We start from the raw sequence: 14,858 nt of genomic DNA, 5'->3' as shown, positions 1-14,858 counted from the left end.
ACCATGAGCGACAACCAGAACCCGCACGCAAAAGTCGAGAAGAACGTCGGCCTGATGGCCGCCCTGATCGCGGTGGCCGTCTCCTTCGGCGGCCTCGCCGAGATCGTGCCGCTGATGTTCCAGGCCGAGGCGATCGAGCCGCTGGAAGGCGTCGAGCCCTACCCGGCGCTCGAGCTGGCCGGCCGCGACGTCTACGTCCGCGAAGGCTGCTACAACTGCCACTCGCAGATGGTCCGCACCCTGCGCTTCGAATCCGAGCGCTACGGCCACTACTCGCTGGCCGGCGAGTCGGTCTACGACCGTCCGTTCCAGTGGGGCTCCAAGCGCACCGGCCCGGACCTGGCCCGCGTCGGCGGCCGCTACTCCGACGACTGGCACCGCGTGCACCTGATCAACCCGCGCGACGTGGTGCCGGAGTCGAACATGCCGGCGTTCCCGTGGCTGGCCGAGGCCAAGGTCGACGGCGCATCCGTGGCCGGCCGCATGCGCGCGCTCAAGGCGCTGGGCGACCCCTACACCGACGAGCAGATCGAGCAGGCCCCGGCCGAGCTCGAGGGCAAGACCGAGCTCGAGGCGGTGGTCGCCTACCTGCAGGGACTTGGACGCCACGCACCGAAGGGAGGCCAGCCGTGATTTCCGGAATCGTCACCGCGCTGCTGCTGGTGCTGTTCATCGGCGGCTGGATCTGGGCCTGGAGCCCGGCACGCAGGACCGAGTTCGAGGAGGCGGCGAACCTGCCGCTGGAAGAGGACTCGCACAAGGGCAACATCAGGGGGAACCGCGCATGAGCATGGGATGGACGTGGTACGTCATCGCCCTGGTCGCGCTGAACATCGTCGGCTACGTGTGGTTGCTGTGGTGGACCTCGCGCCGGCGCCCGGGCGATCCGAAGCCCGAGGACACGCTGCATACCTGGGATGGCGACATCACCGAGTACAACAAGCCGCTGCCGCGCTGGTGGATCAACCTGTTCTACCTGACCATCGTGTTCGCCATCGGCTACATCATCTGGTTCGGTGGCCTGGGCAGCATCCCCGGCTACAGCGGCTGGACCTCGCAGAAGGAGCACGCCGAGGAGAAGGCGGTGCAGGACGCGCGCCTCGAGCAGACCTTCAAGCCGTATGCGGGCAGGTCCATCGACGAGCTGGCGAAGGACCCGAAGGCGGTGGCCCTGGGCCGCTCGATCTTCAGCAACACCTGCGCCACCTGCCACGGTTCCTCGGGCCAGGGCGCGGTCGGCTACCCGAACCTGACCGACGACATCTGGCACTGGGGCGGGCAGCCGGAGCAGGTCCTCACCACGATCCTCGATGGCCGCGAGGGCATCATGCCGGAGTGGGGCACCGTGCTGACCGGCATGGGTGGCCCGGAAGCGGTGGACTACACCATCGCCTACGTGCGCACCCTGTCCGATCCGGCCGCCATGCAGAACAACTTCATGGCCGCCCAGGGCAAGAAGCTCTACGAGGGCGTGTGCGTGGCCTGCCACGGCATCGACGGCAAGGGCAACCAGGACCTGGGCGCCCCGGACCTGACCGACAACTACTGGTTGTACGGCAGCAGCCGCGAGAGCCTGCGCAAGACCATCACGGAAGGCCGCCACGGCAGCATGCCGGCGCACCGGGAACTGCTCGGCGAGACGCGTGCCCGCCTGGCTGGTGCCTACGTCTGGTCGCTGTCGCATAATCGGGCCCAGTCCGGGGAACCGACGGCACAACAGTGACCGACTTCAGCGAGCCACGCCTTGACCACCCTCCCCGCCCGCTGGCACAGCGGGTGGGGGCCATAGCCTGGCCCAGCTTCTTCGCGGCCGGCGTGTCGACGATGGTGTTCTTCGCCTTCGTCGACCCGCTGGTCCTGCGCGACATGACCTTCCCCGGCCTGCCGATGACACGCGAGCTCGGCTACACGCTGGGGTTCTTCGTTTTCTGGCTCGCGACCGCCTCGTCCAGTTTTTTCACCTGGATCCTGCTGCGTCCCTCCAGCCGCTTCAACCGCGCGCTTCCGCCTGAATAAGCGTGCTCCGGCGCGCGGCCCTGGGACAATCTGTCGCTATCGCGCGCGCGCTGGATGCGGATACTGGGATACGCGGTGGAATTCCCCGCACGCCACGCCGCACTGCCGGCGAAGCAGACGCCATGAACGCCCATAACCGCATCCCTTCCCCCAATCTCCGCGTCGCTGGCGCACGGTGGACGCCGTGAGCAAGCGCATCCCCCTGGACGTGGTCGACGACCAGGGCAACTCCTTCTACGTCAGCGAGCGCAAGGTCTACCCGCGCGACGTTTCCGGCCGCTTCAACCGCCTGCGCGTGGCCGCGGTGGTGTGGCTGCTGGGCATGTTCTACGTGTTCCCGTGGCTGCAGTGGGACGGCCGCCAGGCGGTGCTGTTCGACCTGCCGGCGCGCAAGTTCTACGTGTTCGGCCTGGCGTTCTGGCCGCAGGATTTCCTGTTCCTGGCGGTGCTGCTGATCATCGCCGCGTTTGCCCTGTTCTTCTTCACCGCCCTGGCCGGCCGCCTGTGGTGCGGCTACGCCTGCCCGCAGACGGTGTGGACGGAAGTGTTCCTGTGGATGGAGCGCTGGACCGAGGGCGACCGCGGCAAGCGCATGAAGCTGGACGCCGGTCCGTGGAACCGCGAGAAGATCCTGCGCAAGGGCGCCAAGCACTTCCTGTGGCTGGCGTTCGCGCTGTGGACCGGCTTCACCTTCGTCGGCTTCTTCACCCCGATCAAGGACCTCGGCTCGCGCCTGGTGCCGTTCGAACTGGGCGGCTGGGAGGCCTTCTGGGTGTTCTTCTACGCCCTGGCCACCTGGGGCAACGCCGGCTTCCTGCGCGAGCAGGTGTGCAAGTACATGTGCCCGTACGCGCGCTTCCAGAGCGCGATGTTCGACCGCAACACCCTGCTGATCGCCTACGACCCGATGCGCGGCGAGCCACGCGGTCCGCGCAAGCGTGGCCTCGGCAGCGTGCTCGAGCGCGCCCGCGGCCTGCTCGACCCGCGCACCGCGTACGACTACGTGTTCCGCGCGAGCGCGCATCCGACCGCAGCCGACAACCGCGCCCAGGCGCGCGGCACGATCACCCTGGCCGGAGCCGGCGAGAAGCCGGCACCGCTGCCGAAGTTCGCGCCCGAGGAACTGGGCGACTGCATCGACTGCACGATCTGCGTGCAGGTCTGTCCGACCGGCATCGACATCCGCAACGGCCTGCAGTACGAGTGCATCGCCTGCGGCGCCTGCATCGACGCCTGCGACGAGGTCATGGGCAAGATGGGCTACCCGCGCGGGCTGATCCGCTATGCCACCCAGAACGGCATCGACGGCAAGCCCAGCCGCGTGCTGCGCCCGCGCATCTTCATCTACGGCCTGGTGCTGCTGGGACTGTGCGCGGCCTGGGCCTGGGGCGTGGGCAACCGCAGCGAGCTGATCGTGGAAGTGCTGCGCGACCGCAACGCGCTGTACCGCCAGTCCGGCGACGGCAGCATCGCCAACGACTACACGCTCAAGGTGGTCAACAAGAGCCAGCAGGAGCAGCGCTACCGCATCACCCTGGAAAGCACGGCACCGCTGCAGCTGTCCGGCGCGGGCGAAGTCACCGCCGGACCGGAGCAGGTGGTGCCGGTGGCGGTCAGCGTGGTCGCCGGCGAAGACCTGCCTGCCGGCCGCCATGACCTCCGGTTCGTGGTCGAGAGCGCGGACGGCAGCGAAAAGCGCATCATCGACAGCAGTTTCTTCGGACCGGTGCAATGAACGACTCCAACGCCAACAAGCATCCCTCGCCCTGGCGCAACCCGGTGATGTGGCTGGTCGTCGGCCTGCCGCTGCTGTCGATCGTCGCCGGCGTGGGCCTGGTGGTGACCGCGGTGCGCTCCGGCGGCGCCGACGTGGTCAGCGATCCGGTGCGCCGCGTCTCGCAGATCCAGACCGCCGACCTCGGCCCCGACGCGCAGGCCAGGAAGCTCGGCCTGAGCGCGGTGCTGCGGGTGGAGGACGGCATCGTCGAGGTGCTGCCTGCGACCGGCAGGTTCGATGCGAAGGCGCCGCTGCAGCTGCGCCTGGAACACCCGACCCGCCAGGCCGAGGACCTGCAGCTCGAACTGCAGCCGCACGGCCCCGGCTGGCGCGCCGCACAGGGCGTGGACGCCCGCCACGACTGGGTCGCGCACCTGCGACCGGCCGATGGCAGCTGGCGCCTGCAGGGCCGCCTGCCCAGGGAACAGCACGCCACGCGGTTGGCGCCGGCGCTGGGCGGCGGCGAAGGCTGAGCGCGATGGCGGCCGCCCTGGCCATGCCGGCCACCGCATTCGCGGCGGGCCACTGCCACCACTGCGGCGAGGCCCTGCCGGCCAACGCCCGCGTGGTCGAACTCGACGGCCAGGCGCGTTCCTTCTGCTGCCAGGGCTGTGCCGCGGCGGCCGAATGGATCGCCCAGGCCGACCTGGACGGCTATTACCGCCTGCGCAGCGCCGCCGCCGGCAAGGTCGGCGAGGAACTGCCCGACCTGGCGGTGTGGGACCGCGCCGACGTCCAGGCCGAACACAGCCGCGCGATCGAGGGCGGCCGCGAGATCACCCTGCTCACCGACGGCATGCGCTGCGCCGCCTGCGCCTGGCTGATCGACCGCGCGCTTGCGCGCGAGCCGGGCGTGGTCGACTGCAGCGCCAATGCCGTGACCGGTCGCATCCGCATCACCTGGGACCCTTCGCGTACTGCTTTGTCGGTGCCGCTGCGGCGCCTGGCCATGCTCGGCTACCGGCCCTACCTGGCCGGCAGCGAGGCGCTGGAGCGGGAACGCACGCGCGAACGCCGGCGCTGGCTGCTGCGCCTGGGCATCGCCGGGCTCGGCATGTTCCAGGCCATGATGATGGCCGAGGCGCTGTACCTGGACTTCGACAGCACCATGCCGGAGGCTACCCGCGACTTCTTCCGCTGGCTGACCTTCCTGCTGTGCGCGCCGGTGGTGTTCTATTCCGGCTGGCCGTTCCTGGCCGGCGCCGCCCGCGAACTGCGCGAACGCCGCCTGGGGATGGATTTCCTGATCGCCAGCTCGACCCTGCTGGCCTACTTCGCCAGCCTGGTCGAGACCATCCGCGGCGGCCCGCATGTCTGGTACGACGCGGCGGTGATGTTCGTGTTCCTGCTGCTCGCCGCGCGCATGCTCGAGCAGCGCGCACGCAGCGTGGCCTCGGCCCAGGTCGATGCGCTGGCGCGCGCGCGCCCGGCCTTCGCCACCCGCGAGCTTGGCGATGGGCGCCGCGAGACCGTGCCGCTGTCGCTGCTGGCACCGGGCGACGTGGCCTGCGTGGCCGCAGGCGAGGCGGTCCCCGCCGATGGCGTGCTGCTGGGGGACGAGGCCTGGTTCGAGGAGGCGCTGCTGACCGGCGAGTCCGCACCGGTACGCCACGTGCCCGGCGACACCGTCTACGCCGGCACCGTGTGCCGCGAGCGCCCGGCGCGGCTGCGGGTCACCTGCACCGGCACCGCTACCCGGCTTTCGCAGCTGGCGCGGCTGGTGGAACAGGCGCAGGCCCATCGTCCCGCCCTGGCGCGCCTCGCCGACCGCGTCGGCAGCCGCTTCGTGATGACCCTGCTGCCGGTGGCGGCGCTGGTGTTCGCCGGCTGGTGGCACTGGCAGCCCGGACGCGCGCTCGAGGTCACCCTGGCCCTGCTGGTGATCAGCTGCCCCTGCGCGCTGTCGCTGGCCGTGCCCACCGCGCTGGCCGCCGCGCACGGCGCGCTGGCGCGCACCGGCCTGCTGGCGATGCGCCCGGACGCGGTCGACACCCTCGCCCGCGCCACCGACATGGTGTTCGACAAGACCGGCACCCTCAGCGACGGCCGGCCCGTGCTGGCTTCGGTCGAGGTGCTGGCCGCCGGCCTGGAGCGCGACGAGGTGCTCGCCATCGCCGCGGCGCTGGAACGCGACACCGGCCACCCGCTTGCCGCCGCGTTCGCTGCCGCCGCTTCATCCCTGGTCGCCGGCTCCGTGGAGGCCGTGCCCGGACGCGGCGTGCAGGGCGTGGTCGGCGGGCGCAGCTGGCATCTGGGTCGCGCCGACTTCGCCGCCGGCCGCGAGGATGACGGCGCCCTGTGGCTGGGCGACGGCGTTGTCGCCGCCGCACGCTTCGTGCTGGAAGAGCGCGCGCGCCCGGATGCGGCGCAGGCGCTGGCCGCGCTGCGTGCGCAGGGCCTGCGCCTGCACCTGGCCAGCGGCGACGGCGAGGCCGCGGTCGCGCGGCTGGCTGTTGGCCTCGGCCTGGACCAGCGCCATGCGCGGCAGTCGCCCGAGGACAAGCTGGCCCTGGTCCGCCGCCTGCAGGCCGATGGCCGGATCGTGGCCATGATCGGCGACGGCCTCAACGACGCTCCGGTGCTGGCCGGCGCCGACGTATCCATCGCCATGGGCCAGGGTGCCTCGCTGGCGCACCGCGCCGCCGACCTGGTGACCACCGGCGAGGGCCTGCTGCGCATTCCCGCGGCGGTCGCGGTGGCTCGTCGCACCCGCGCCATCGTCCGCCAGAACCTGGCCTGGGCGGCGGCCTACAACGTGCTGGCGATCCCGCTGGCGGCGGCGGGCCTGGTTACGCCCTGGATCGCCGCCCTGGGCATGGCCCTGTCCTCGCTGCTGGTGACCCTCAACGCCTTGCGCCTGGCGCGGCAGGCACCGCTGCCGGCCAGCGGCGACAATGCCGGTTCCCCAATGTCCGGCGAGGCACGCGCATGAGGATCCTGCTGCTGCTGATCCCGATCAGCCTGGTGCTGCTGGGCGTGGCCATCGCCGCCTTCGTGTGGGCGGTCAAGCGTGGCCAGTTCGACGACCTAGACACGCCGGCCCTCGACATCCTCGAGGACGACGACCGCCCGGCCCCGCCGCGCACGCAGCCTCGCGAGGGCGGCCCGCCGCCGCCATGATTCCATCGCCATGACTCTCGCGGTCGACCTGCCCACCCTGCTGGCGGCGCTCACCGCCGGCCTGCTCGGCGGCCTGCACTGCGCGGTGATGTGCGGCGGCATCGCCACCGGTTTCCATGCCATGGCCGCCGGCCCGGCGCGCACGGTGGCCTGGCAGGCCAATGCCGGGCGCATCCTCGGCTACGTGCTGGCCGGCGCCGTGGTCGGCGGGCTCGGCGGCGGCGTGCTGCGGATGTTGCGGATCGAGGCCCTGGGCGTGGGCCTGCGCATGGCCGCGGGCATGGCCCTGGTGCTGGTCGCCCTGCGCCTGCTCGACCGCGGCGGCCGCTTCGACCTGCTGGCCAGGCCCGGGATCCAGGCCTGGCGCTGGCTGCAGCCGCTGCGCCGCCGCCTGATCCCTGCCGACCGCAGCTGGAAGCGGCTGGCACTGGGCACGCTGTGGGGCTGGATGCCCTGCGGCCTGAGCCTGGGCCTGCTGACCGTGGCCTGGCTGCAGGCCAGTGCCGCCGGCGGCGCGCAGGTCATGGCCGCGTTCGGCCTCGGCACCTTGCCGGTGATGCTGCCGCTGACCTGGACCGGCGCGCGCATGGGCCGGTGGCTGCAGCGCCCGGCGCTGCGCACCTCGCTGGCCCTGCTGGTGCTGTGCGCGGGCCTGCTGACCATGGCCGCGCCGTGGCTGATGCAGGTCCCGGCCCTGCATGGGCCGCTGGCCGCGCTGGGCTGCCGTCCGGCAGGCGGCTGAGCCGCCGCAGGCCCTACTCGCGGACGCAGTCGCGTCCGGCCATCTTGGCCCGGTACAGGGCCGCGTCCGCCGCCCCGGTCCAGCTCTCGAAACCGTCCAGGCCGGGGCCGATCTCGGCCACGCCGATGCTCAGGGTGACCGGCTGGCCGGCGCCGAACACGCAGTCGCGCACCGCCTGGCCCAGGCGCCGGGCCAGGTCCAGCGCGGCCTCGCGGGCGGTGCCGGGCAGCAGCACGCCGAATTCGTCGCCGCCGAAGCGCCCGGCCGAATCGCCGCCGCGCAGGCCCTGCAGCACGCAGTTGGCGACCTTGCGGATGACTTCGTCGCCGGCCAGGTGGCCCTCGGCGTCGTTGATCCGCTTGAAGTGGTCGATGTCGAGCATCAGCAGCGAGGCCACGGTGCCGTGGCGGCGATAGCGGCGCACCTCGGCGATCACCTGGGCCTGCCACTGCCGGCGGGAGGCCAGGCCGGTCTGCGGGTCGACGCGCGAGTCCTGCTCCAGCTCGCGCTTGCGCGCGCGCACGCGCTCGGTCAGGTGCCAGGCCACCGCGCCGATCGCCAGCGGATAAAGCACGAAGAACGGCATGCACCAGAGCATGGTGCGGAACGTGGTCTGCGGATGGAACGGGAAGCCGGCGAGGCTCCAGCCGACCAGGGCCGCGGCCAGCATCGCCGCCAGCGCGCGCAGGGCCAGGCGCCAGCCGCCGGCGATCAGCCGGTCCATCATCATCATCGCCATCAGCATGGCGCTGGGCAGCAGGTCGAAGCCGGTGACCGCGGACCAGAATCCGGCGATGGCGGTATCGACCAGCAGCAGGCGGTAGGTGGTGCGCAGCGGCTGGGTCGAGGTCTCGCTGAGCTGCCAGGCCAGCAGCGGCCACGCCACCGCATTGATGCCGACCACCAGCAGCAGCCAGTCGGAGACGCCCCGGTCGACCAGCGAGGAGGCGATGCCGAAGGCGGCGGCGAAGAAGCCCAGGCCCCGCATCAGCGAGGTATGCCTGACGAAGCGCGCGAGGCTGCTACCTACGGTTCCGGGGCTGTCGGAGGGCATTGGGGATTCCGGTGGTCCACCGGGAGATCGGCACGAAAAAGCCCGGCTTGAGGGCCGGGCTTTTTCTTTTTGTATGGCAGCCCCGGAAGGATTCGAACCTCCGAATGCCTGAGTCAGAGTCAGGTGCCTTACCGCTTGGCGACGGGGCTGTAGCTGGCAGGTCGGGAATTATACCTGCCTCCACCGGAATTTCCATACCGGTGGCTGAAGGAAGTGGCGACCGGGCGGGGTCGCCACCTCTTCCGGGTCCATCCCCCGGAAGGGATGGACCATCCAGCGCATCAGCGCTTGGAGAACTGCGTGGCGCGGCGGGCCTTGTGCAGGCCGACCTTCTTGCGCTCGACCTCGCGGGCGTCGCGGGTCATGAAGCCGGCCTTGCGCAGGTCGGACTTCAGCGACTCGTCGTACTCGACCAGCGCGCGGGCGATGCCCAGGCGGATCGCACCGGCCTGGCCGGTGGTGCCGCCGCCGGTGGCGGTGACGACGACGTCGAACTTGTCGACCGACTGGGTCAGCTCGAGCGGCTGGCGCACGATCATGCGCGCGGTCTCGCGGCCGAAGAACTCGTCCAGCGGACGGCCGTTGACGGTGATGTTGCCACTGCCCTTGCGCAGGAACACGCGGGCGGTGGAGGACTTGCGACGGCCAGTGCCGTAGTTCTGAGTGGTAGCCATCGTTGTGCCTTAGATGTCCAGCGGCTTCGGCTGCTGCGCCGCGTGCGGGTGTTCGGAACCGGAATAGACCTTGAGCTTGCGGTACATCGCACGGCCCAGCGGGCCCTTGGGCAGCATGCCCTTCACCGCGATCTCGATCACGCGCTCCGGGTGGCGCTCCAGCGCCTGGGCCAGGGTCTCGCTCTTCAGGTTGCCGATGTAGCCGGTGAAACGGTGGTACATCTTGTCCTGCAGCTTGTTGCCGGTCACGGCAATCTTCTCGGCGTTGACCACGACCAGGTAGTCGCCGGTATCAACGTGAGGGGTGTAGACGGGCTTGTGCTTGCCGCGGAGGCGGTGGGCAAGCTCGGCGGCCAGGCGGCCCAGGGTCTTGCCGGAGGCGTCGACGAGATACCAGTCGCGCTGGACGGTCTCGGACTTGGCGATGAAGGTCTTCATGGGGACTCGAAGGTTGGTCGGGCGGATTCCGGACCCGGATTGCCCGGACGGAACTTTGCCTCGCGTTGTGAAAGGTGCAGCAAAGAGGCGGAATGGTAGCCCATCCGGAGGGTCCGGCGCAAGTTGCCCCATGGAGCGGGTCCAGCCTGCCCGGCTTCACTTGGCGGCATCGCCGCCCCGGCCGACAATCCCCGTACCACGAGGAGCCACGCCCATGCTGTCCGCCGCCCGCCACCTGTCGTCCGTAGACCACGTCCTGGTCGAGGTCCAGCGCGCCCTGGAGACCACCCTGGGCGACCCGCCGGCGTCCCGCCCCTGCCCCGCCCGCGCCGAGGACCCGGTCCTGCCCAAGGCCGAGCGCCGCCACGCCGCCGGCCTGATGCGGATCAACCACGTCGGCGAGGTCTGCGCCCAGGGCCTGTACTTCGGCCAGGCCGCGGTTGCGCGCGACCCGGCCACCCGCCAGCACCTGCTGGAGGCGGCCCAGGAGGAGACCGACCACCTGGCCTGGTGTGCCCAGCGCCTGCGCGAGCTGGACAGCCGTCCCAGCCTGTTCAACCCGCTGTGGTACGCCGGCAGCTACGCCATCGGCACCCTCGCCGGCCTGCGCGGCGACGGCTGGAACCTGGGCTTCGTGGTCGAGACCGAGCGCCAGGTCGAGGCCCACCTGGACGAGCACCTCGATACCCTGCCCGCGGACGACCAGCGCAGCCGCGAGATCATCCGGGTGATGAAGGAGGACGAGGCCCGCCACGCCGACCACGCCGAGGCCGCCGGCGCCCGCATCCTGCCGCAGCCGATCCCGCAGGCGATGGCCCTGGCCTCGAAGTTCATGAAGCTGGTGGCTTACCGGCTCTGACGATTCGGGATTCGGGATTCGGGATTCGGGATTGGTGATTCGGAATTCGTGATTCGTGATTGGCAAGCGGGCCCGGGCGTCTTCGGGAGTCCGGGACGATGGGGCGGGCGGACAGGTCCGTAGCCCGGACAAGCGCAGCGCGTCCGCCGATGCGGCGGATGGAAGTGGCGAGGAACGCCAAGGTGGGAAGGCCACTGGCGCGTGTCCACGTGCTTCCCGTGCCAACGCCCCGACTCGCTCCGCGCGAGGCGGTCAGGTGCTGGTGAGCTTCAGGCCGGCGATACCCGCCACGATCAGGCCTATGCACAGCAGCCGCGCGGTGGTCGCGGGCTCCTTGAACACCAGCATGCCCAGCAGGGCGGTGCCGACCGCGCCGATGCCGACCCACACCGCGTAGCCGGTGCCCAACGGGATCGTCTTCAACGCGGTGGCCAGCAGCCAGAAGCTGCCGAGCATCGCCACCACGGTGACCAGGCTGGGCGTGAGCCGGGTGAAGCCGTGCGAGTACTTCAGGCCGACGGCCCACACCACTTCCAGCAGGCCAGCCAGTACGAGCAGGATCCAGGACATCTCGATCTCCTTGCGATTCGCCCGGGCCGCAATGCAAAAGCGGCCCGGAACCAGGTTCCGGACCGCCGTCGGTCCCGCGTTCGCGGCGCCTGCCGCGGGCGGGTCGTCCCGCCTTGTTTTCCATGCCAGGCCAGTGTGCCCGGCACCGCTGCAACCGCGTGTAACCGCGAGTAACCGCGCGGTTACTCGACCAGGTTGCGGCCGTGGAACAGTTCCTCGATCTCGCGCTTGAGCAGCGCCTCGATGCGCATGCGCTCCTTGAACGAGAGGTTGCGGGCCTTCTCCTCGAACAGGTAGGTGTCGAGGTCGAACTCCTTCAGGTGCATCTTCGTGTGGAAGATGTTCTCCTGGTACACGTTCACGTCGATCATCTCGTAGCGCGAACGGATGTTCTTGGCCAGGAAGTCCTGGATCGAGTTGATCTTGTGGTCGATGTAGTGCTTCTTGCCCTTCACGTCGCGGGTGAAGCCGCGCACGCGGTAATCCATCACCACGATGTCGGACTCGAAGCTCTCGATCAGGTAGTTCAGCGCCTTCAGCGGCGAGATCACGCCGCAGGTGGCCACGTCGATGTCCGCGCGGAAGGTCGCGATGCCGTTCTGCGGATGCGTTTCCGGGTAGGTATGGACGGTAATGTGGCTCTTGTCCATGTGCGCGACCACCGCGTCGGAGATGACCTCCTTGCCGGCCTGCTTCTTGTCGATCACCGGTTCCTCGGAGATGAGGATGGTGACGGACGCACCCTGCGGGTCGTAGTCCTGGCGGGCCACGTTGAGGATGTTCGCGCCGATGATCCGCGCCACGTCGGTCAGGATCTGGGTCAGGCGGTCGGCGTTGTACGCTTCATCGATGTACTCGATGTAGCGCTGGCGCTCGTCTTCGGAGACCGCGTAACAGACGTCGTAGATGTTGAAGCTCAGCGCTTTGGTCAGGTTGTTGAAGCCTTGCAGCCTCAGGCGCGGCAGCGGTTTGACCACGGCGGTCATGCCTCTGGGGGTGGGAAACGCGGCATTATGAGGCAAAGGCGGTGAAGGGGGGTACGCCCCGTAAACCACCGTTTGCCCCCCGGGCGACACGGGGGTACCCTTCGCTACGCCTACCACCCCCCAATTCATGAACGCCAGGAATCCTGCCGCCGTGTCTCCCGTGCGTTTTGCCAGCAGCCCGCTCTCGCTGGACCAGGCAGTCATCGACCGATTCCTCGTCCATTGCCAGCGCCGCCGTTACCCCAATCGCACCGACGTGTTCAGGCCTGGCGACCCGGCTGGAACCCTCTATTACGTGGTCAGCGGCTCGGTCAGCATCATCGCCGAGGAAGAGGACGGGCGTGAGCTGGTGCTGGGCTACTTCGGTCCCGGCGAATTCGTCGGCGAGATGGGCCTGTTCATCGAGAGCGACAGCCGCGAGGTCATCCTGCGCACCCGCGCCGCCTGCGAACTGGCCGAGATCAGCTACGAGCGCCTGCAGCAGCTGATGCTGGGCTCGCTGGCCGCCGACGCTCCGCGCCTGCTCTACTCGATCGGCGTGCAGCTGTCGCGGCGCCTGCTGACCACCAGCCGCAAGGCCAGCCGCCTGGCGTTCCTGGACGTCACCGACCGCATCGTGCGCACCCTGCACGACCTGGCGCGCGAGCCGGACGCGATGACCCATCCGCAGGGCACCCAGCTGCGCGTGTCACGCCAGGAACTGGCGCGCCTGGTGGGCTGCTCGCGCGAGATGGCCGGGCGCGTGCTCAAGAAGCTGCAGGCCGATGGCCTGCTGCATGCGCGCGGCAAGACCGTCGTGGTCTACGGCACCCGCTGAACTGAACGGTACAGCCGCAGGCTCAGGCCTGCGGCGCGTCGCCGCCACGGTCCTTGCAGCCCCAGTTGAGGATCGGCGTTCCCGCCGGCAGCACCTGGCGGAAGTACGCTTCGCGCCCGCGCTTGGGGTTGACCACCACCGGCTGGCGCGCGGCCTGCAGCAGCGGCAGGTCGGCGGTGCTGTCGCTGTAGGCCATCTCGATGTCGGCATAGCCGCGCTCGCGCAGCATCCGCACCTTTTCCTGGTTGTGGCAGTGACGGGTCGCCTTGACCCCGCCCAGGCGCGGGCCGACCTCGGTGCCGACCACCGGCACGTCGGCATGGGCGACGAAACCCAGGATCGCGCGTGCCAGTTCCGGCGGCGCCCCGGTGGCCACGACCACGCGGTCGCCACGGCTGCGATGGTTGGCGAACACCTCCAGCGCGGTCGGCAGCAGGCGCGCGGCGATCTCCTCGCGGTGGGTGGCCACGTAGCGGTCGATCACCTTGTCGAACTCGCGCACCCGGTGCATGCCGAAGCTGCCTATCCACACGTAGCCCGAGATGCCCCAGCGCCGGGTCGGCAGGAACGCCACCATCGGCCCCAGGACCGGCGTGGCCAGCAGTGCGGCCAGCACCCGCAGCGGGTTGCGGCGGATCATCCAGGCGAACAGGTGGCTGCCGGAGTCGCCGTCGTACAGGGTGTGGTCGAAGTCGAACACCACCAGCGGCGCGTTCGCCCTGGGTTCGGGCCAGGTGCTCATGCGTCGAAGAACAGCTGGCGCAGGGCCTCGCCCGGCTCCTCGGCGCGCATGAAGGCCTCGCCGACGAGGAAGGCATGCACGCCGGCCTGGCGCATCAGCGCCACGTCCGGCGGCGCGAGGATGCCGCTCTCGGTGACCAGCAGGCGGTCGCGCGGCACCGCGTCCTTCATCTGCAGGGTCACGTCCAGCGACACCTCGAAGGTGCGCAGGTTGCGGTTGTTGATGCCCACCAGCGGCACCGGCACCTGGATCGCGCGTTCCAGCTCGTCGATGTCGTGGACCTCGACCAGCACGTCCATGCCCAGTTCCAGCGCGGTGCCGGAAAGCTCGGCCAGCTGGCCATCGTCCAGCGCGGCGACGATCAGCAGGATGCAGTCGGCGCCGAGCATGCGCGCCTCGTGCACCTGGTAGGGATCGATGGTGAAGTCCTTGCGCAGCACCGGCAGGGTGCAGGCGGCGCGCGCCTGCTGCAGGTACTCGTCCGCGCCCTGGAAGAAGTCCACGTCGGTCAGCACCGACAGGCAGGAGGCGCCGCCGAACTCGTAGCTGACCGCGATCTCCCCGGGACGGAAATCGGGGCGGATCACGCCCTTGGACGGGCTGGCCTTCTTGACCTCGGCGATCACCGCCGGATCGCCCTGGGCGATGGCGGCCTGCAGCGCGGCGGCGAAGCCACGGACGGGGCCGGCATCGCGCGCCCGCGCCACCACTTCGGCCAGCGGCAGGCGCGTGCGGCGCTCGGCGATCTCTTCGGCCTTGCGGGCCAGGATGGTCTGCAGGATGTCGCTCATGGGGTCCCTGTATGGCGCGGCACCCCGGCCAGGGCCGGGATGGGCATTCTCGCATGAGCCGGGCGCAGGCCGGCGTGGACCAGCCGGCGGGCGCTGCATCGGCGCGGTAGCCGGCGGCGCGTCGACCCTGCGCACGCGAGCTCGTAGCGTTCGTATACCAGCGGGCAAGGCCGTGGCGGCGGATCCCTGCGTGCCCGGCGTGCGCGCGCCAGGCCGCGATCGCGGCCGCGCGTTCCCGGCACGAAACGTTGATTCCGAAACCATCGGCGCCG

18 protein-coding genes and 1 tRNA gene are annotated in these 14,858 nt (G+C 70.4%); 11 read left to right on the top strand and 8 right to left on the bottom strand.

Annotation, left to right across the window (positions count from 1 at the left end; genetic code table 11):
- Window positions 1–3: 3 nt before the first annotated feature.
- The 9 genes from ccoO to PSESU_RS01655 all read left to right on the top strand — a co-directional run bounded on the left by ccoO (window position 4) and on the right by PSESU_RS01655 (window position 7,655).
- Window positions 4–633, top strand: coding sequence for a cytochrome-c oxidase, cbb3-type subunit II (ccoO, locus tag PSESU_RS01690; protein ID WP_013534033.1), 630 nt, complete (start codon window positions 4–6; stop codon window positions 631–633).
- Complete coding sequence (locus tag PSESU_RS15835) at window positions 630–788, top strand: cbb3-type cytochrome oxidase subunit 3 (protein WP_013534032.1); 159 nt, start codon at window positions 630–632, stop codon at window positions 786–788. Before ccoO ends, PSESU_RS15835 begins: the two co-directional genes overlap by 4 nt.
- Complete coding sequence (ccoP, locus tag PSESU_RS01685; RefSeq protein ID WP_013534031.1) at window positions 785–1,723, top strand: cytochrome-c oxidase, cbb3-type subunit III; 939 nt, start codon at window positions 785–787, stop codon at window positions 1,721–1,723. Before PSESU_RS15835 ends, ccoP begins: the two co-directional genes overlap by 4 nt.
- The gene (locus PSESU_RS01680) at window positions 1,720–2,016 is read left to right on the top strand and encodes a hypothetical protein (RefSeq protein WP_013534030.1); all 297 of its coding nucleotides are present in this window, start codon (window positions 1,720–1,722) and stop codon (window positions 2,014–2,016) included. Before ccoP ends, PSESU_RS01680 begins: the two co-directional genes overlap by 4 nt.
- Window positions 2,017–2,200: 184 nt before the next feature.
- Window positions 2,201–3,751: a 4Fe-4S dicluster domain-containing protein gene (locus tag PSESU_RS01675; RefSeq protein ID WP_013534029.1), complete on the top strand. Its 1,551-nt coding sequence runs from the start codon at window positions 2,201–2,203 to the stop codon at window positions 3,749–3,751.
- On the top strand, window positions 3,748–4,266 hold the full coding sequence (locus PSESU_RS01670) for a FixH family protein (RefSeq protein WP_013534028.1): 519 nt from the start codon (window positions 3,748–3,750) through the stop codon (window positions 4,264–4,266). Before PSESU_RS01675 ends, PSESU_RS01670 begins: the two co-directional genes overlap by 4 nt.
- A 5-nt stretch (window positions 4,267–4,271) precedes the next feature.
- Complete coding sequence (locus PSESU_RS01665) at window positions 4,272–6,725, top strand: heavy metal translocating P-type ATPase (RefSeq protein ID WP_013534027.1); 2,454 nt, start codon at window positions 4,272–4,274, stop codon at window positions 6,723–6,725.
- Window positions 6,722–6,913, top strand: a complete 192-nt coding sequence (gene ccoS, locus PSESU_RS01660; RefSeq protein ID WP_013534026.1) for a cbb3-type cytochrome oxidase assembly protein CcoS — start codon at window positions 6,722–6,724, stop codon at window positions 6,911–6,913. The genes PSESU_RS01665 and ccoS overlap by 4 nt, the downstream gene beginning before the upstream one ends.
- Window positions 6,914–6,923: 10 nt before the next feature.
- Complete coding sequence (locus tag PSESU_RS01655; RefSeq protein WP_013534025.1) at window positions 6,924–7,655, top strand: sulfite exporter TauE/SafE family protein; 732 nt, start codon at window positions 6,924–6,926, stop codon at window positions 7,653–7,655.
- Window positions 7,656–7,668: 13 nt separating this feature from the next.
- Here PSESU_RS01655 and PSESU_RS01650 read toward each other — a convergent pair whose 3' ends face one another.
- From PSESU_RS01650 to rplM, 4 genes are all read right to left on the bottom strand, one after another.
- Window positions 7,669–8,709, bottom strand: a complete 1,041-nt coding sequence (locus tag PSESU_RS01650) for a diguanylate cyclase (protein ID WP_013534024.1) — start codon at window positions 8,707–8,709, stop codon at window positions 7,669–7,671.
- A 74-nt stretch (window positions 8,710–8,783) separates the two neighbouring features.
- Window positions 8,784–8,858 (bottom strand) — tRNA-Gln (locus tag PSESU_RS01645).
- Window positions 8,859–8,990: 132 nt separating this feature from the next.
- A complete protein-coding gene (rpsI, locus tag PSESU_RS01640) occupies window positions 8,991–9,383 on the bottom strand; it encodes a 30S ribosomal protein S9 (RefSeq protein WP_013534023.1) in 393 nt (130 codons plus the stop codon).
- A gap of 9 nt (window positions 9,384–9,392) precedes the next feature.
- Entirely contained in the window at window positions 9,393–9,821 is a 429-nt protein-coding gene (gene rplM, locus PSESU_RS01635; RefSeq protein ID WP_013534022.1) for a 50S ribosomal protein L13, read from the bottom strand.
- 214 nt (window positions 9,822–10,035) lie between these two features.
- Here rplM and coq7 point away from each other — a divergent pair, with 214 nt between their 5' ends.
- Window positions 10,036–10,680 carry a 2-polyprenyl-3-methyl-6-methoxy-1,4-benzoquinone monooxygenase gene (gene coq7 / locus PSESU_RS01630; protein WP_013534021.1) on the top strand — a complete coding sequence of 215 codons (645 nt, stop codon included), beginning with the start codon at window positions 10,036–10,038 and terminating at the stop codon, window positions 10,678–10,680.
- A gap of 252 nt (window positions 10,681–10,932) precedes the next feature.
- On the opposite strand, the gene sugE is transcribed toward coq7, so the two are convergent.
- Both sugE and speD read right to left on the bottom strand, forming a co-directional pair.
- The gene (gene sugE / locus PSESU_RS01625) at window positions 10,933–11,250 is read right to left on the bottom strand and encodes a quaternary ammonium compound efflux SMR transporter SugE (protein WP_013534020.1); all 318 of its coding nucleotides are present in this window, start codon (window positions 11,248–11,250) and stop codon (window positions 10,933–10,935) included.
- Window positions 11,251–11,432: 182 nt separating this feature from the next.
- Window positions 11,433–12,227 carry an adenosylmethionine decarboxylase gene (speD, locus tag PSESU_RS01620; protein ID WP_041764315.1) on the bottom strand — a complete coding sequence of 265 codons (795 nt, stop codon included), beginning with the start codon at window positions 12,225–12,227 and terminating at the stop codon, window positions 11,433–11,435.
- A gap of 136 nt (window positions 12,228–12,363) precedes the next feature.
- On the opposite strand from speD, the gene crp reads away from it, so the two are divergent.
- Window positions 12,364–13,053 (top strand): cAMP-activated global transcriptional regulator CRP, encoded by a 690-nt coding sequence (gene crp / locus PSESU_RS01615; protein ID WP_013534018.1) that lies wholly within the window; start codon window positions 12,364–12,366, stop codon window positions 13,051–13,053.
- Window positions 13,054–13,075: 22 nt separating this feature from the next.
- Here the strand turns inward: crp and PSESU_RS01610 are convergent, their stop codons facing one another.
- Entirely contained in the window at window positions 13,076–13,795 is a 720-nt protein-coding gene (locus PSESU_RS01610; protein WP_013534017.1) for a haloacid dehalogenase-like hydrolase, read from the bottom strand.
- Window positions 13,792–14,586 carry an indole-3-glycerol phosphate synthase TrpC gene (trpC, locus tag PSESU_RS01605; protein WP_013534016.1) on the bottom strand — a complete coding sequence of 265 codons (795 nt, stop codon included), beginning with the start codon at window positions 14,584–14,586 and terminating at the stop codon, window positions 13,792–13,794. Before trpC ends, PSESU_RS01610 begins: the two co-directional genes overlap by 4 nt.
- Window positions 14,587–14,858: the final 272 nt, after the last annotated feature.

Source organism: Pseudoxanthomonas suwonensis 11-1, assembly GCF_000185965.1.
Taxonomy (GTDB): domain Bacteria; phylum Pseudomonadota; class Gammaproteobacteria; order Xanthomonadales; family Xanthomonadaceae; genus Pseudoxanthomonas; species Pseudoxanthomonas suwonensis_A.
Note: the sequence above shows the minus strand (reverse complement) of the source record. Positions and strands in the feature narration are given on the sequence as shown.

What these genes read in the sequence shown, in the direction of transcription:
- PSESU_RS01655 (WP_013534025.1), top strand. Translation starts at nt 6,924, where the DNA reads ATGACTCTCGCGGTCGACCTGCCCACCCTGCTGGCGGCGCTCACCGCC.
- trpC (WP_013534016.1), bottom strand. Translation starts at nt 14,586, where the DNA reads ATGAGCGACATCCTGCAGACCATCCTGGCCCGCAAGGCCGAAGAGATC.
- rpsI (WP_013534023.1), bottom strand. Translation starts at nt 9,383, where the DNA reads ATGGCTACCACTCAGAACTACGGCACTGGCCGTCGCAAGTCCTCCACC.
- PSESU_RS01610 (WP_013534017.1), bottom strand. Translation starts at nt 13,795, where the DNA reads ATGAGCACCTGGCCCGAACCCAGGGCGAACGCGCCGCTGGTGGTGTTC.
- PSESU_RS01650 (WP_013534024.1), bottom strand. Translation starts at nt 8,709, where the DNA reads ATGCCCTCCGACAGCCCCGGAACCGTAGGTAGCAGCCTCGCGCGCTTC.
- crp (WP_013534018.1), top strand. Translation starts at nt 12,364, where the DNA reads ATGAACGCCAGGAATCCTGCCGCCGTGTCTCCCGTGCGTTTTGCCAGC.
- PSESU_RS01665 (WP_013534027.1), top strand. Translation starts at nt 4,272, where the DNA reads ATGGCGGCCGCCCTGGCCATGCCGGCCACCGCATTCGCGGCGGGCCAC.
- sugE (WP_013534020.1), bottom strand. Translation starts at nt 11,250, where the DNA reads ATGTCCTGGATCCTGCTCGTACTGGCTGGCCTGCTGGAAGTGGTGTGG.
- rplM (WP_013534022.1), bottom strand. Translation starts at nt 9,821, where the DNA reads ATGAAGACCTTCATCGCCAAGTCCGAGACCGTCCAGCGCGACTGGTAT.
- PSESU_RS01670 (WP_013534028.1), top strand. Translation starts at nt 3,748, where the DNA reads ATGAACGACTCCAACGCCAACAAGCATCCCTCGCCCTGGCGCAACCCG.
- ccoS (WP_013534026.1), top strand. Translation starts at nt 6,722, where the DNA reads ATGAGGATCCTGCTGCTGCTGATCCCGATCAGCCTGGTGCTGCTGGGC.
- ccoP (WP_013534031.1), top strand. Translation starts at nt 785, where the DNA reads ATGAGCATGGGATGGACGTGGTACGTCATCGCCCTGGTCGCGCTGAAC.
- ccoO (WP_013534033.1), top strand. Translation starts at nt 4, where the DNA reads ATGAGCGACAACCAGAACCCGCACGCAAAAGTCGAGAAGAACGTCGGC.
- coq7 (WP_013534021.1), top strand. Translation starts at nt 10,036, where the DNA reads ATGCTGTCCGCCGCCCGCCACCTGTCGTCCGTAGACCACGTCCTGGTC.